Annotated in this window: 9 protein-coding genes and 1 rRNA gene; 4 read left to right on the forward strand and 6 right to left on the reverse strand. The window is 63.4% G+C overall.

Features of this window, described 5'->3' with window-relative positions:
- The 6 genes from ACQ4W0_RS24805 to ACQ4W0_RS24830 all read right to left on the reverse strand — a co-directional run.
- Positions 1 to 453: ribosomal RNA gene (locus tag ACQ4W0_RS24805) — 16S ribosomal RNA — on the reverse strand; the annotation flags it as partial.
- 399 nt (positions 454 to 852) lie between these two features.
- Positions 853 to 1581 carry a DUF2135 domain-containing protein gene (locus ACQ4W0_RS24810; RefSeq protein ID WP_436579336.1) on the reverse strand — a complete coding sequence of 243 codons (729 nt, stop codon included), beginning with the start codon at positions 1579 to 1581 and terminating at the stop codon, positions 853 to 855.
- A 29-nt stretch (positions 1582 to 1610) separates the two neighbouring features.
- Complete coding sequence (locus ACQ4W0_RS24815) at positions 1611 to 3293, reverse strand: DUF2300 domain-containing protein (protein ID WP_436579183.1); 1683 nt, start codon at positions 3291 to 3293, stop codon at positions 1611 to 1613.
- Positions 3293 to 7831 (reverse strand): alpha-2-macroglobulin family protein, encoded by a 4539-nt coding sequence (locus ACQ4W0_RS24820; RefSeq protein ID WP_436579184.1) that lies wholly within the window; start codon positions 7829 to 7831, stop codon positions 3293 to 3295. The genes ACQ4W0_RS24815 and ACQ4W0_RS24820 overlap by 1 nt, the downstream gene beginning before the upstream one ends.
- Entirely contained in the window at positions 7828 to 8502 is a 675-nt protein-coding gene (locus tag ACQ4W0_RS24825) for a DUF1175 family protein (protein ID WP_436579185.1), read from the reverse strand. Before ACQ4W0_RS24825 ends, ACQ4W0_RS24820 begins: the two co-directional genes overlap by 4 nt.
- A complete protein-coding gene (locus tag ACQ4W0_RS24830; RefSeq protein ID WP_436579186.1) occupies positions 8499 to 10115 on the reverse strand; it encodes a DUF2138 family protein in 1617 nt (538 codons plus the stop codon). Before ACQ4W0_RS24830 ends, ACQ4W0_RS24825 begins: the two co-directional genes overlap by 4 nt.
- A gap of 134 nt (positions 10116 to 10249) precedes the next feature.
- Between ACQ4W0_RS24830 and ACQ4W0_RS24835 the strand changes: the two genes are divergently transcribed.
- Genes ACQ4W0_RS24835 through ACQ4W0_RS24850 form a run of 4 tightly spaced genes read left to right on the forward strand, consistent with a single transcriptional unit; the run spans position 10250 to position 14822 of the window.
- Positions 10250 to 11770, forward strand: a complete 1521-nt coding sequence (locus tag ACQ4W0_RS24835; protein ID WP_436579187.1) for a B12-binding domain-containing radical SAM protein — start codon at positions 10250 to 10252, stop codon at positions 11768 to 11770.
- A gap of 57 nt (positions 11771 to 11827) precedes the next feature.
- Entirely contained in the window at positions 11828 to 12961 is a 1134-nt protein-coding gene (locus tag ACQ4W0_RS24840; protein ID WP_436579188.1) for an MlaE family ABC transporter permease, read from the forward strand.
- Complete coding sequence (locus tag ACQ4W0_RS24845) at positions 12961 to 13863, forward strand: ABC transporter ATP-binding protein (RefSeq protein WP_436579189.1); 903 nt, start codon at positions 12961 to 12963, stop codon at positions 13861 to 13863. Before ACQ4W0_RS24840 ends, ACQ4W0_RS24845 begins: the two co-directional genes overlap by 1 nt.
- Positions 13863 to 14822, forward strand: a complete 960-nt coding sequence (locus ACQ4W0_RS24850; RefSeq protein WP_071321645.1) for an MlaD family protein — start codon at positions 13863 to 13865, stop codon at positions 14820 to 14822. The genes ACQ4W0_RS24845 and ACQ4W0_RS24850 overlap by 1 nt, the downstream gene beginning before the upstream one ends.
- Positions 14823 to 14833: the final 11 nt, after the last annotated feature.

Genomic DNA, 14833 nt, shown 5'->3' on the forward strand with positions numbered 1-14833 from the left:
TCACCGTTTCTTCCCTGACAAAAGAGCTTTACAACCCGAAGGCCTTCTTCACTCACGCGGCATTGCTGGATCAGGCTTTCGCCCATTGTCCAAAATTCCCCACTGCTGCCTCCCGTAGGAGTCTGGACCGTGTCTCAGTTCCAGTGTGGCTGGTCGTCCTCTCAGACCAGCTACTGATCGATGCCTTGGTAGGCTTTTACCCTACCAACTAGCTAATCAGATATCGGCCGCTCCACGAGCATGAGGTCTTGCGATCCCCCACTTTCATCCTTAGATCGTATGCGGTATTAGCGTAACTTTCGCTACGTTATCCCCCACTCTAGGGTACGTTCCGATATATTACTCACCCGTTCGCCACTCGCCACCAGAGCAAGCTCCGTGCTGCCGTTCGACTTGCATGTGTAAGGCATGCCGCCAGCGTTCAATCTGAGCCAGGATCAAACTCTTCAGTTTAATCTCTGTTACTTTGCCCTTTTACAGGCACCATCATTGCTGACGGGTCGCTCACTCAAAAAACTGACAGGCTACTTCCGAAGAAGTATCCTATTTCATTATTTCTTGTGAACATTTGATATTTTAAGTTAGACGCCAATCCGAAGATTGACGCTGCACTTACATCAAATGCTCACACTTATCGACTGTTAATTGTTAAAGAACGGTATTCGGTGCTACTTTCGCGCTATCGACAAAGCGTTGTGTTTGTCAGCTGCGAAGAAGGAAGAGTATGAAGCATTTTCAGCATTTCGTCAACCTTCTTTTTACCTCACTTTACTCGGCATTTGCATGCGTCGTTCAGCGAGGGGGCGAATTATAGCCAAGGTGCGGCGGCTCCGCAAGAGCCATTTGCGGCCACTATGGCAAGACGAATGATTTCACCAAAGTCAGCTCGCCGGCAGCCCGCATCGGCACCTGGAAGCTCTGCAACTTTTCACGCGGCGTGCCTTCGTTGGTGATGATCGATAGGCGGGCGACGGTCAGCATGGCGGTGTTCTCGCCGCTGCCGTAGTAATTGACATAGGCGTGATAGTTGCCCTTCAGGGGCGCGGCGCTGGAAAAGATTTCCGGGCCATAGCCGGTAGTCACGTCCACGTCCAGCGCGCCGCCATCTTTCAAGACGCGATTGCCATACCAGGCGTGGCCACCGTCCGGCGTGACCACATGCAGATCGAGGTCGGTGCCGGCGCTGTCCCAGGACAGCACGATACGCAAACGCGCCTGCGTCTTGCCCTGGTAGCTGTCGACAAACTGGGTGCGCGCGCGGCTCCGGCCATCCGGCGAACGCACTTCCACGCTGTTCGAGCCGCTGCCGAATCCATAGGGACGGCCGTAGCTGCCGTCTTCGGCCACTTCCATCGGCATCGCCACGCCGTTGACTACCAGGGTGGCGGGCTTGCCCTTGACGGCGCCCGCGATACGTCCCCGTATCTGCGCCGTTTCGGCCTGGCCCGGCTGCAGGTTGACCGACGCGGCGGGGTAATTGACCGCTTGCGTATAGTCCTCGCGCGCGCCGGCCGAATTGCGCCAGCCGCCCTTCGGTGCATCGATGGTGACCTGGGCCTGCGCCCAGAGTGGCAATAGCATCAGGGGAATCGAGCAACGGATATAAAAACTCACAGGGCCTCCAGATTAAGGTCGACGAGCCGGCGCGCCAGCCGCTCGACATATTCTTCGTCCTGGCCGCGCGGATGGCGGCGCAGGCCAAGGTGTAAATATTCATGGGCCAAGGTGATGCGGTCTTCGCGCGTGGCCAGCGGACGCATGAAGATGCGGTTGCGCGACTGTTCCGAATACGGCGCGCCGCTGGACAGGGCACAGACCAGCGGTGCTTGCGGCGGCGCCTCGTAACCGGCCTCGCGCAGCAGCACGCGCTGCCAGCGCGGCACGGACTGCGCCAGCCAATCTTCGTTCTGCGCCAGGCGACGGCAACGCGCACCGGTGTTGCCAAAGGTGCTCAGCGCGCCGCCCGGATAGGCCGCCGCCAGCAATTCATCATAGTACTTGCCCTGTCTGGCCTGCCGCACCACCTCGCTCCACGCCATCGTACCCTCAGACGGCAAGTTGCTGTGATAGCGCACGGTGACGCCATCGATAATCAGCTGATCGGTCCAGCGCGCAATCGCCAGCGCCGCCGGCGTGGCGGGGCTGGGACTGACGCGCTGGGTCGCGCTGCTGTCGGCGATCTGCTGGCAGCCCGCCACGCTCACTGCGTTCTGCTGCAAATACGTGCGCGCAGCAATCGCCAGCGCCTTGGCCGCTTCCGGCTCGCCAGCATTCGCTTCACGGTCGAGTACCCGCGCCACATATTCATTGACGCCGAAGCGGCCGCGCAACTGCGGGCGGCCGCCCTTCTCTTGTACCAGCATCAACTCGCCGGTGCTGCGCAAGGCGAGGTTCTGGCCATTCTCGAACTGCACATGGTAGCGGCCATTGAGCGGGCCGGGTGCCGCCACGCCACGCTCGCCGCGCACGGTGCGAATCGGATAGCGCTTGAAGTAATCGACCACCACGCAGCCGCCGTCGTCGGCCGCGCCGACTTTCGGCAAACTGGCGGCCAGCCTGGGGGCCCACTGTTCAAAGACATTGCTGCTGCCACCCGCGCCGCCAAACCAGATCGGCGTGCCGTCGGCCAGCCAGCCGGCTGCGCCACCGATACGCTCGTCTGCCCGGCGCTGCTCGTGCCAGGAATACGTTTTTACGCGCAACTGGCTGCCGAACCAGCGCGCCGTACCGGCGCCGCGTCCATCCAGCACCACGCGCAGCAGGGCCGCTTCGGCGTCCACGCGGCTGGCGGCCGGGATGCTGTCCAGCGCGCGCAGCAAGCTGTCCAGGCGCACCATGCGCGCCGGCGCCAACTGGGCGGGATCCGCCAGCCAGGCGAAGTCGCCTGCAGGCGCGCTACCCAGGCGGCCGGTCCAGTACTGGCGCCATGAAGCCGGCGCGATCATCAAGCGCTTGGGCGAGAAGAAGAGGCCGCAGGACTGCGCCAGTGCCGCGTCGTGGCCAATGCTCTGGCCCGCATCGCAGCAATACACTTCTTCCGGATCGCGGCCGCCGCAGCGGTAATCCGGCATCGCTACCTTGTTATCGGTCGCATACACATACACGAACAGCTTCCACAGGCTGGCCAGCGGCACTTGCCGCGTGCCGTCGAAAGGCGGCGGCGCCGCCCCGCCCTTGCGTAGCTGGCGCACTTCCGTCTTGCCATCGCGCCGCCAGGCCACATCCAGCGATGCAGACCAAGCGGGCGCGGCCAGCAGCAGGGTCGCCATCAATGCAGGAAGTGCCACGCGCATCACTCGACCTTCAGCGCGCGTGTGGTCTTGCCGCCGCCCTCGAAGGCTTTCTGCTCCGGCTGGTACATACGGTAGAAGCGCGCCGGCGGCAGCACATAACTGCCCTTTTGCGCAAAGCGCAGCAAATGGCGCACGGTCACGTCGCCGGCCAAAGGCTCGACCGGCACCGCATAACCATCGCGGCGCTCCGTGTGGCGCGCGCGTTCCAGCGCGGCCGGCTTATCGCCCGCCATGACCATGCCCCAGGTGGTCGATTCGACCATGGCGCCCGGTGGCAGCGCCACTTCCAGCAGACCAAAACGATGCTTCGCGCCCGGCGCCGCTTTCAAGGTGATTTCATCGAGATACAGCGCGTCCGTGCTGAACGCCTCGCCCGGCTTGACCAGCTCCGTCGTGTAGCCGCCCTTGCCTTGCTTCATGCGCAGGATGCGCCGTTCGACGGCAACCGGCAAGCTCTGCGTTTCGGCGGCATGGCTGTCATACTGCAGCACGGCCACCGTGCCGGCCGGTACCGGAGTCGATGCGGCGAGACGCAATTTGTCCGGCACGCTCCTGGCATCGGTCCAGCGCCAGAGCGGCTGGCCGCTGCGGCTGTCGCGTTTTTGCCAGGCGCCGTCCAGCGCGACGGCGGGTCCCTTGCCGAACGATGCGCCGCCCAGCTTCTTTTGCACCCACAGCAAGGTCATCGCGCGGTCCAGGGTCGGCATCTCGGCGCGCACGCCGGCCAGTACCGCATCGGCCTGCGATGGCGGCACTTCGCCAGCCAGCATCAGCAAGGCCTGCGCCACTGGCGCCTTGGACTCGCGCAAGACTTGCCAGGCGCTGGCCACTTGCAGCTGAAGCGAATGCGACAAGGCGATGCCATTCTGGCTGGCGACCAGCGCCACCAGGCCCAAAGCCATCGATTGCGCTTCGCGATCAAGGGCGCCGCCCAGCAGCAGGCTGCCGCTGTCGCCCGCCTGGCGCGGCTTGCCGCCCAGGATCGCAACAGCGCTGTCGTCCACCAGGCCGGCGGCCAGCGTCTGCGTGGGCAAGCCCATCTCACGCGCCATCCACAACACCAGCGCGCGGTCGCCCATCGCATCTTTCAAGCCATGTTCGCTATAGACGGCCAGCAGCTTGTTCCAGTGCTCGGGCGGCAGCTCGATGTGCAGCGCCCGCGCCGCATACCAGTCGGCGTAATAGGCGTACGCTGTCATCAACGCATTGCCGTCCGTGGCATTGCCCCACCAGCCGAAGACGGCGTTTGGCCCCGCCATGGACACCAGGCGCAGGCGCTGCGCCGTGAGCAGCGTTTGCAGGCGTTCGCTTGCCGCGCCGGCGTCCGGCCCCAGGCTTTGCGTGGCCAGCGCGAGCGGGATTAAACGGCTCGCCGTCTGCTCCACGCAGCCGTAGGGATAGTCGATCAGGTCGTCGGCAATGCGCGCGAAGTGACTTGCGGCGCCCTGCGCGAACGAGACGCGGATATTGCGGGCGTCCGCCGGCAACTTGAGCGCGAGCTCACTGCCAGCACCATCAAGCGGCAGCACCAGCGAGCGCGGACTGCTCCAGGCGGCGGGCAAGGTTTGCATGGCCGTGTCGAGCGCGTCGACCAGTTTGCCGTTCTGTTTCAGCTCCAGGCGCAGCGGCCCGCTACCTGCCGCCAGCGGGAATTCAACGTAATTGACGCCCGGTTTGGCGGACAGCCTTTCCGTCTTCGGCTGCGCCCCGTCGGAGAGGACAACGTCGAGCGCCTGCTCCTTGCCAGTCTGGTTGAACACGGCCACCGAGGCACGCGGCGCATCGCCGGCACGCATCCAGTCGGGCGCGGTCCACTTGGCATAGAAGTTCTTGTCCGACCGCAGATAGGCGGTGCGCTGGCCCACGCGACCTTGGCTATCCATCGCGCGGCCAGTGATCCTCCAGCGGGTCAGCGCGTCGGGCATGGTGAAACTCACGCGTGCGTTGCCATTCGCGTCGGTCTTCAGCGATGGCGCCCAGTAGGCGGTATCGATATTGTCGCGGCGCGGACGTTCCAGCACCTTGACGCCACGCTCGTTGTAGTTGTGGCGCGCAGGCGCACCGGCAGTGCGCCCCTGCGCCATGTCGTAGCTGATGAAAGACAGGCTGGCCGTGGTACGCACGTTGTTGCGGCGCGGATGATAGAAGAAGTCGCCGATGTCGGGCGCGATTTCCGGCTGCAGAACATAGATCATTTCATCGACCACGCCCAGCGCCACCAGGGTGCTCAATGGCTTGCCATCGAGGCTGGCCTTGACGTCCAGGGTCACCTTCTCGCCGGGCTGATAGACCTCCTTGTCGCTCTTGAACTGCAGCGCGATGCGTGGTTCGATCACTTGCAGGCCGGCGTTCTCGAACACGAAGTCGCCATTGCGCGTGTACGCCACCGAGAATGTCATGTTCGGACCATGCTCCTCCTTGACGGGAATGCGCACGCGCCACTGCCGCGGCGCCACGCGCTTCGCCTGGTACCAATCAGCGGCGCCGGCCATCAAGCCATGGTGTTCCACCTTGTCGCGCTCGAGCGTCAACAGCGCCTGGTCGACCTTATCCGAGAACGTGATCAAGGCTTCGGCGGTATCGCCCGGACGATAGCGGGCGCGATCCAGCACGATCTCGATGCTGCCCGGCGTCGTCTGCACGCCATCGCCGGCGACCCAGTGGCTGGCGGCGGCCAGCAGGTTGCCGCGTTCGTCGCGCAGCGCCAGCTGATACGAGCCGGAGGCCGGGAATGTCACGTCCCAGCCCTTGGCGTTTGGATCGAACGCGCCCTCGGTCTTGCTCTGTTTTTCCAGCTGCACCATCTCCCAGCGCACGGGCTTCGCCGCGCCCTGGCCATCGGCCACCAGGTCGAAATGCACTGTCTGGCCCGGATCGGAAAACTGGCGCGTGGCCTTCAACTGATAGCTGCTGCTTGAGCGTTCTATCATCAGCTCGCGCGTCGTTTTGACGCGGTAGGCCGCGCCATCGGTCGCCAGCACGGTCAAGATGTAGCGCGAGGGATCGGCGGCGGGTGGCAAGGTGAAGTCCACATTGCCGCTGCCGTCGCTCGTCACTTCCTCGGTCTTCAAGGCCACCGGGAACAGGCCACTGTAACGCAGCTCACCCTCGACCATGGTGTTTTGCTGGCTGCGCAGCGACAGGGTCATCTTCGCGTTTTTCACCGGTTTTCCATCCGGGTAGCGCAACGCGATGCTGCCCTTGACCGCCTCGCCCGTCTTGAATTCCGGTTTCGATGGCTGGACGTTGATTTCAAAGTGCGGCTTGACGTATTCGGCCACGCGGAAGGCCGCGCCGTACACGCCATCCTTGTAATTGAAGCGCAGCTCATAGCCACCGGCGGTGGCTTCCGTGGGCAGGCGGAAGCGCGTCTCGGCGCCCGTGTCGCCGGACAGCTGCAGCGTTTGCGTCAGCAGCGGCGTGCCGTTCGGATTGAGCACGGTCAAGCTCAGCGGTGCAGCAGCCGCCGCCTGCGATGCGCGCGCCGACGTAAATTCACGGCCCAGGAACTTGACGTTGACCTCGTCGCCGGGCCGGTACAGGGGCCGGTCGGTCACCGCATAAATCTTGGTGTTATAGATCTCGCTGTCATAGTAAAAATTCTCGGACACGAACACGCCGCCGGCGCGGTCCTGGCCCAGCACATACGTATGTTCGGGGCTGCCGCGCTCGAGCGACGCGACGCCGTCGGCACCAGTAACCGCCGACTGCAGCACGCCGGTGCCGTCGGTCCACGCCACGCTGGCGCCGGCCACGGCGGCGCTGGTGTCGCGCCGCGCCGTCCAGACCAGCATCTGGCCGGACGACACCTTGGTGACGGCCACCGTATCCGACACGAACACCAGGGTGGTAGCGCGGTGCTCGCCGATGATCGCTTCGACCAGGTACAAGCCCGGCTTGCGCTTGCCCAGCGGGATCATCACATTGCCGGCGCCGGCGACGATGAAGTCACTGCTGGAGCCATCGAGCTTGACGCCTTTCGGCGGGGCGATGGCCTTGGCTTGCCAGATCGGATAGCGGAAGCTGTCCACCAGCTCCATGCCCTTGATCGGCTTGTACTGCGGATGGTTGGCAAATACGGTCGGCCGGCGGGCCGCGTCATTGGTGGCCAGCTGCGGCTGTTCCTTGGTGACCGCGCGGCGCGCCTCGCCGGAAAACAGCTTGCGCCAGGCCAGGCGCGACTGCTTCCACCAGCTATCCCACAGAAAGCTCAAGGTATTGGCCAGGCCTTCACCCTGGTAATTGCCCTCGACCTGGATGCGATGCAGATTGCGCTGCTTTTTCAGGAATTCCATCGGCTCGGGCACGCGGTAGATAACGATGTCGGCGCCCGAATACGCTTCCAGGTTCATGCGCCCCATGTCGCGGCCGGGCACCTCGAGCCGCACGCGCGACTCGTCGCTGCTACCGTAACTGGCGTCCGACAGCAGGAAAAAGGGCTCGCCCTTGAAGGTCGTGTAGTTGCTCGGTTCACGTTCCTGCGCCGAAGCGCCGCCAATGAGCACCAACGCCAACAAGCTGACAAAGAATAGCTTCATGATAAAAACGCCAGCCGGAACACACCGGCGAAATTCGGATTGTTGACCACAGGTTGCCACCGCGTGTCCTTCCAGCTCGTAAGTTCTTTGATATCGACGGTCCGCAGACCATTGTCGTCGGGAGTGACGGTGCCGGTGTGGTAGGCGATGCGCGCACCCATCCAGACCATCAGGTGCTGTTCGTCGCCCTGGTCGAAAAACAGCAGGTCGCCGGGCAGCGCCTGGCTGATTTCGCGGGCGATGAAACGGCTGTTGTGCTGCACCAGCGCCAGCGCCGTGACAAAGTGGCCGACCTTGCCGCCCGTTTGTACCCAGCGATTGCGCAAGGCCGCCTGGGCCGCGCCAAGCTCCAGCTCGGGCGGCAGGCGCCGGTCGCTGGCGATGCCGTTCGCATGCAGCCACTTCGCGTCATGCACGGTGAGCGCCTCGTTGACGGCAAAGCGCACCAGGCCGGCGCAATCGCGGTGCGTCCAGCGCGGAGACGGTCCCCGTTCGATCTGCGCGTTGACGATGCGCAACATCCAGGCCTGGAAGGCGCGGCTCTGGGCCTGTGACAGCTGCACTTGTGGATCGGCGGCCGCGCGCAGGGCCCAGGCATGGGGAAAGGCAACAGCGGCAGCCCCTCCCGCCAGCCAGCGCAAGGCGGCACGGCGTGCATGCCACACCGTCATCGCGCAGTCTCCTGCCATTCCAGCGTTTCCCATGCGGTGCCGCTGGCTGGCTGCCGCTTGAGCACCATGCGCAACGGCGGATATTTTTTCAAGGCGTTCAGGCGCGGCACCAGGTGTTCGTTAGCGGCTGCGCGCAGTACTGGTTCCTTATTCGCCGGCAAGGTATCGAAGGCTTCCAGCTGGATCAGCCGGGCCAGCGACGCCGGCGCGATCAGGCCTATCGTGCGGGAAGCATCGGGCAGCAAGTCGCTGGCCGCCGGCGCCTGCTTGCGGCGCACGGCCAGCACCTGGTCCACCAGCTTGCCGTCGGCGGAAAAAACGACGGTATTGCCGGCCACGGCCAGCGCCGGCGTGGACTGGCCCAGGGCCGTGGCGACGCTGCGCTCCCAGCGCACGAACGCACCTTTGCCATCCTTGCCGGTGGTCTTGCGCACGGGGTCCTTGCCGCCGATGGCCGCCTCGAACAGGCTTCCATATAAAGCGTCATCACCGGCCTGCGCACTGCGCGTGGCAACAAAAACCGGCGTATGCAGGCGCGAAGTGCCGTACCAGCAGGCGGCGGCAGGCCCTTGCAAGTGCTGGGCCAACGGAACCACCGGCTCGGATGTCTTGTTTCCCAGGCGCTTGAGCACGGGCTGCAGCGCGGTCCAGTCGACCGGCACGCTGAAGCAGGCGCTGGGATTATGCGGCAGCAGCGGCCACAGGGCGCTACTGTCATAGCCGCCGTTCTTCAGCTTGTCGGCATTGAGCAGCACCTTCGATTGCCAGGTGCCCTGTTGAAAATCGAAGCGCAGCGCTTCGAGCGCGCCAAAGAAGGGCTGGTAGCCGAACGACAGGAAATCCGCCTTGACGGCGATGCTGTGGCCCTCGGGCGCGGCGTTATCGAGATGGAACTGCGCATGAAAGACATTCTGTTTGGCCGGCTCCGGCGCCAGCAGGCTGGCCACGGTTTTCTCGGCCGTGCCATCGCCGTGCTTGCCGTCGCTGCCGCCATACAGCATGCCGGGATGGGACAGGATGACCAGGCGCTGGCCATGTGCTGCAAACAGCAAGGTGCGCTGATAGGCATAGTTCAACGCGTACACGGGCACGGTGTCGCCATCGACGCGCAAGCTGCCGGCCACGCGCATTTGCGTATCCTTCAAGGCGATCTTGCCCGCTTCTTCGAGCAGGCGCGTCAACTGGCTGCGCGACACGGCGATGGCGAAATGCTTGAGCGAGCCGTCGGCGTCGCGCCACAAGGCCACTTCAGCCGGCTGGTCCAGCACCATGCGCAGCAGCTGGTCGCCCCAGCCCAGCGCATGTTCGTAGGCGATGCGGCGCAGGCTGCCCTTGAGCCCCAGCCGGTCTTCGCTTTGCTCGTAATAGAACAGGAAATCCTCGCGCAGCACGTCGCGCGCCAGCGGCACCGTCAGCAGGTCGCGTGGCAAGGTCGACAGGCTTTTCGTCCGGACCAGGGCGTCGGGCCGGGATAAATCCAGCTTCAGGCCGTTGACCGGCCCCATCACGCCCCAGCCGAAGACCCGGTAGCCGACCAGCGCGGCGGCCACCAGCGCCACCCCGGCAAGTGCCCCGAACAGGACTTTCTTATTGCGTACTTTTTTCGCCAGCACCTTGTATCCTTTTAGCCTGCCACAGCATTGACAAGTTAGTAATTATTGACAAATGGTAACATGGCATTTGTGGCCGCAGCGCACCGGTGACGCGACAGCGTAAAATAGCGGTTTCGCCGTTTCAATCGCCTCTCATGACCATCCTGCTCTCCACCCTGAACGCCCGCTACACCCACGCCTCGCTGGGATTGCGCTATTTACTGGCCAATATGGGGCCGTTGCAGGCGCAGACGCGGTTGCAGGAATTCGTCATCGGCACGAAAACCACGGAACTGGTCGAGCGCATCCTGGCGAACAAGCCGCGCATCATCGGTTTTGGCGTGTATATATGGAACGTCGAGGAAACCACGAAACTGGTGGCCATGCTCAAGCGCGTGGCGCCCGAGATCATCATCGTGCTGGGCGGGCCGGAAGTGTCGCACGAGGCGGGTGAGCAGGAGATCGTCAAGCTGGCCGACTACCTGATCACGGGCTGGGGCGACGTCACCTTCCCCAAACTGTGCGGCGAGATCCTCAACGGGCCAAAACCGCTGATGAAGATCCACGCGGGCGTGCAAGCCCCGCTGGCGGAACTGCAGCTGCCTTACTCTCTATATACAGACGACGATATCCGTCACCGCACGATTTACGTGGAAGCGTCGCGCGGCTGTCCGTTCAAGTGCGAATTCTGCCTGTCGGCGCTGGACAAGACGGCCTGGCCCTTCGCGCTGGACAACTTCCTGGCCGAGATGGAATCGCTACATGCACGCGGCGCCCGCCTGTTCAAGTTCGTCGACCGCACGTTCAACCTGAACATCAAGACCAGCCTGAAGATCATGCAGTTCTTTCTGGACAAGATCGCCGCCAACCCGGACGACCCGATCTATGCCCACTTCGAGCTGGTGCCCGACCACTTGCCCGATGCCCTGAAAGAAGGCATCAGCAAGTTCCCGCCCGGCGCGCTGCAGTTCGAAATCGGCATCCAGAGTTTCAATCCGGACGTGCAAGCGCTGGTCAGCCGCAAGCAGGATAATCAAAAGGCGGCCGATAACATCCGCTGGCTGTGCGAAGAATCCCATGCCCACTTGCACGTGGACTTGATCGCCGGCTTGCCGGGCGAGGATGAAGCCAGCTTTGCGGCCGGCTTCAACAAGCTGGTGGCCCTGAAACCGCATGAAATCCAGTTCGGCATCTTGAAGCGGCTGCGCGGCACGCCCATCATCCGCCATACGGAAAATTACGGCATGGTGTTCGACCCGCACCCGCCCTACACCATCCTGGCGAATAAACACCTCGATTTCATGAGCATGCAGCGCCTGGTGCGCTTCGCCCGCTACTGGGACCTGGTGGCCAACTCGGGCCGCTTTGCCAATACGGTGCAATGGATGCTGGGCGAGTCGCCGTTTGAAAACTTCATGGACTTTTCGAACTGGTTGTACGCTCATACGGACGCAACGCACCGCATCGCCATGGAGCGCCTGGCCAAGCTGGTGGCGCAATGGCTGCAGACGCGCGGCATGAGCGCGGCAGAGGCCAATGCCCTGCTGGCCAGCGACTATGCGGGCGGCGCGCAGGCAGCCGCGCAAGCCAAAACAGGCGAAGTGAGCACTAACAACACCAAGGTGCGTCCGGACATCGCCCTGCCACAGCGGCAGGCGCGTCACTTGGCATCCTGAGACGGCGGCGATTGAACAGCGGTGGCGGTCTGCGCCATTCTCCCTTAAACTGGCACGATGCCGACTGTACAATCGCCGAAACTGACCCTCTCCCAGACCAGCTCCCAACAAGGAGCCGTCGTCACTGCCAGCGGCACCTGGCAGGTGCACGCCCTCGCGCATGAGAATGCGATCAAGGCCATCGACGCCCAGCTCAAGCCCCTGCAGGGCGACGCGAATGCCAGCTGGGACCTGTCGCAGATCGATAGCATGGACCATATCGGCGCCCAGCTGTTCTGGAATGCCTGGGGCAAGCGGCGTCCAGCGCAACTGACCCTGGCGCCATCGCTGGAAGAGTTTTTCCGGCGCATCGAAGAGACGGGTCCCCTGGAAACGCCCCCCTCGCGCGCCAACCGCCTCACGCCCGTGATGAAACTGGGCATGGCCATCCTGCTGTTTTCCCAACATTTGAAGGGGTTTATTGCCCTCGTGGGCCAGGTGACGCAGGATATCGGCCGCTTCGCGCGCCATCCCATGCGCGGGCCATGGCGTGAAATTTCCGCCAATATCTTCCATGCGGGCTTCCAGGCACTGGGCATCACGGCGCTCGTGGGCTTTCTGATCGGCGTCGTGCTGTCCTACCTGTCGGCGCAGCAGCTGCGCGCCTTTGGCGGCGACATTTACCTGGTCAACCTGCTGGGCATGAGCGTCATCCGCGAACTGGGGCCTTTATTGGCGGCCATCCTCGTGGCCGGCCGCTCGGGCTCGTCCATCACGGCGCAGCTGGGCGTCATGCGTGTCACGGAAGAGCTCGACGCCATGCTGGTGATGGGCATTTCGCACGGTTTCCGCCTGATCATGCCGAAAGTGCTGGCCCTGGCCATTTCCATGCCACTGCTCGTCATCTGGACGGATACGGCCGCGCTGATCGGCGGCATGGTGGCGGCCAAGGTGGAATTAAACTTGTCGGCGCGCTACTTCATCCAGAAGCTGCCGGACGCAGTGCCGCTGGCCAACTACATGATCGGCCTGGGCAAAGGCGTCATCTTCGGCATGCTGATCGCCCTCGTCTCCTGCCACTTCGGCTTGCGCATCAAGGCCAATACGGAAAGCCTGGGGCACGGCACCACCACTGCCGTCGTTACGGCCATTACCGTCGTGATCCTGGCCGACGCCGTGTTCGCCATCGTCTTCAATGGAGTGGGATATTGATGGCAGACAAGGATAACGCTTGCCAGGCGAGCGAAGGCAACGAGGGCCGGTTCAACCTGCATGGCAGCGCGCCCGTGGTGGAAATCACCAACTTGTGGACCAAGTTCGGCCGCACCGTCGTGCACCAGGACTTGAACCTGGAAATCGAACGGGGCGAAATTCTCTCCATCGTGGGCGGCTCCGGCACGGGCAAGACTGTGCTGCTGCGCCAGATGCTGGGCCTGGAACATCCGGCGCGGGGCTGCGTCAAAGTCTTTGGCGAAGATATCAACAAGGCAAGTTCCGACCAGTTGCAGCAGCTGCGCAACCACTGGGGCATGCTGTTCCAGCAAGGCGCCCTGTATTCGGCCCTGACCGTGTTCGACAATGTGGCCCAGCCGATGCGCGAATTGCGCGTGCTGCCCGAGGCGCTGATCCACGACGCGGTATTATTGAAAATGAATATGGTGGGACTGGGCCCGGAACATGCGCTGAAAATGCCGTCGGACTTGTCGGGCGGCATGATCAAGCGCGTGGCGCTGGCGCGCGCCCTGGCGCTGGAACCGAAGCTGCTGTTCCTCGACGAACCGACGGCGGGCCTGGACCCGGACTTGTCGGAAAGTTTTGTCTCTTTGATCCAGTCGCTGCACCGCGAGCTGGGCTTGACGGTGGTGATGGTCACGCATGACCTCGACACCCTGTTCGCCCTGTCCACGCGCATCGCCGTGCTGGCGGAAAAACACGTGATCGCCATCGGCCCCACGCGCGAGGTGATCGAAGTCGACCACCCGTTCATCAAGCAATTTTTCCTCGGCGACCGCGGCAAGCGCGCGCTGGCCGTCCTCGATGAAAAACAGGCGGCGGCAGGCAATGCTGCGCAGCCAGGCGCTGACGCCGGCACAGACAAGAAAGCGGAGAAGTAATGGAAAACAGATCACATGCCCTGATGACGGGATTTTTTACACTCACCTTGCTGGTGGCCGCCATTTTGTTCGGCGTCTGGTTCAACCGCGACCGCGTTGAGCGCGTCCCGTATCTGCTGGCCACCACCCTGTCCGTGCCGGGCCTCAACCCGCAGGCGACCGTGCGCTACCGGGGCCTGGAAGTGGGCAAGGTCGACGCCATCGATTTCGACACGCAAAAAGCGGGGCAAATCCTCGTGCACATCAGCGTGGCGCCCGACACGCCCGTCACCAACACCACCTTTGCCACCCTGGGCTACCAGGGTGTGACGGGCATCGCCTACATCCAGCTCGACGACGAGCACGTGGGCTCCAAATTATTGGGAACCAGCAAAGACAAGCCTTCGCTGATTCCCCTGCGCGCCGGCTTGCTCGACCAGCTGGAAAAGCGCGGCAAGCGCATCCTCGACCAGGCCGAGCAAATCACCAACAAGGTCAACAACCTGCTCAGCCCCGACAACCAGGCGGCCATGCTGGGCGCCTTCAATGAGGTGGGCAAGGCAGCCAAGGCCTTTGGCGCCATTCCGCAGCAACTGGAGCCGACCCTGACGCAATTGCCGCAACTGACGGAACAAACACGCCAAACCTTGACGGCCGTCAGCACGGCCAGCAAGAACGTGTCGGACTTGACGGCCACCTGGAAAAAGCTGGGCAATGACATCCAGGCGCCCGGCGGCGTGCTCGACAAGGTCAATGGCACGGTCGACCGGGTCGGCAATTCGGTGGAAACGGTGGCCAATGGCGTATCGCTGGAAGTGCTGCCGCAGGTTATCGAGCTGAGCGGCGAGGCGCGCTCCTCGATGCGCGCCCTGAAAACCACCATGAGCACGCTCAATGAACAGCCGCAGAGCATCTTGTTCGGCGCCCCAGACATCCCGCCCGGTCCGGGCGAGCCCGGTTTTTCGGCGCCGGGCAAATAAGGAGAACGAAG

Source organism: Janthinobacterium breve, from assembly GCF_051380895.1.
In the GTDB taxonomy this organism is placed as follows: domain Bacteria; phylum Pseudomonadota; class Gammaproteobacteria; order Burkholderiales; family Burkholderiaceae_D; genus Janthinobacterium.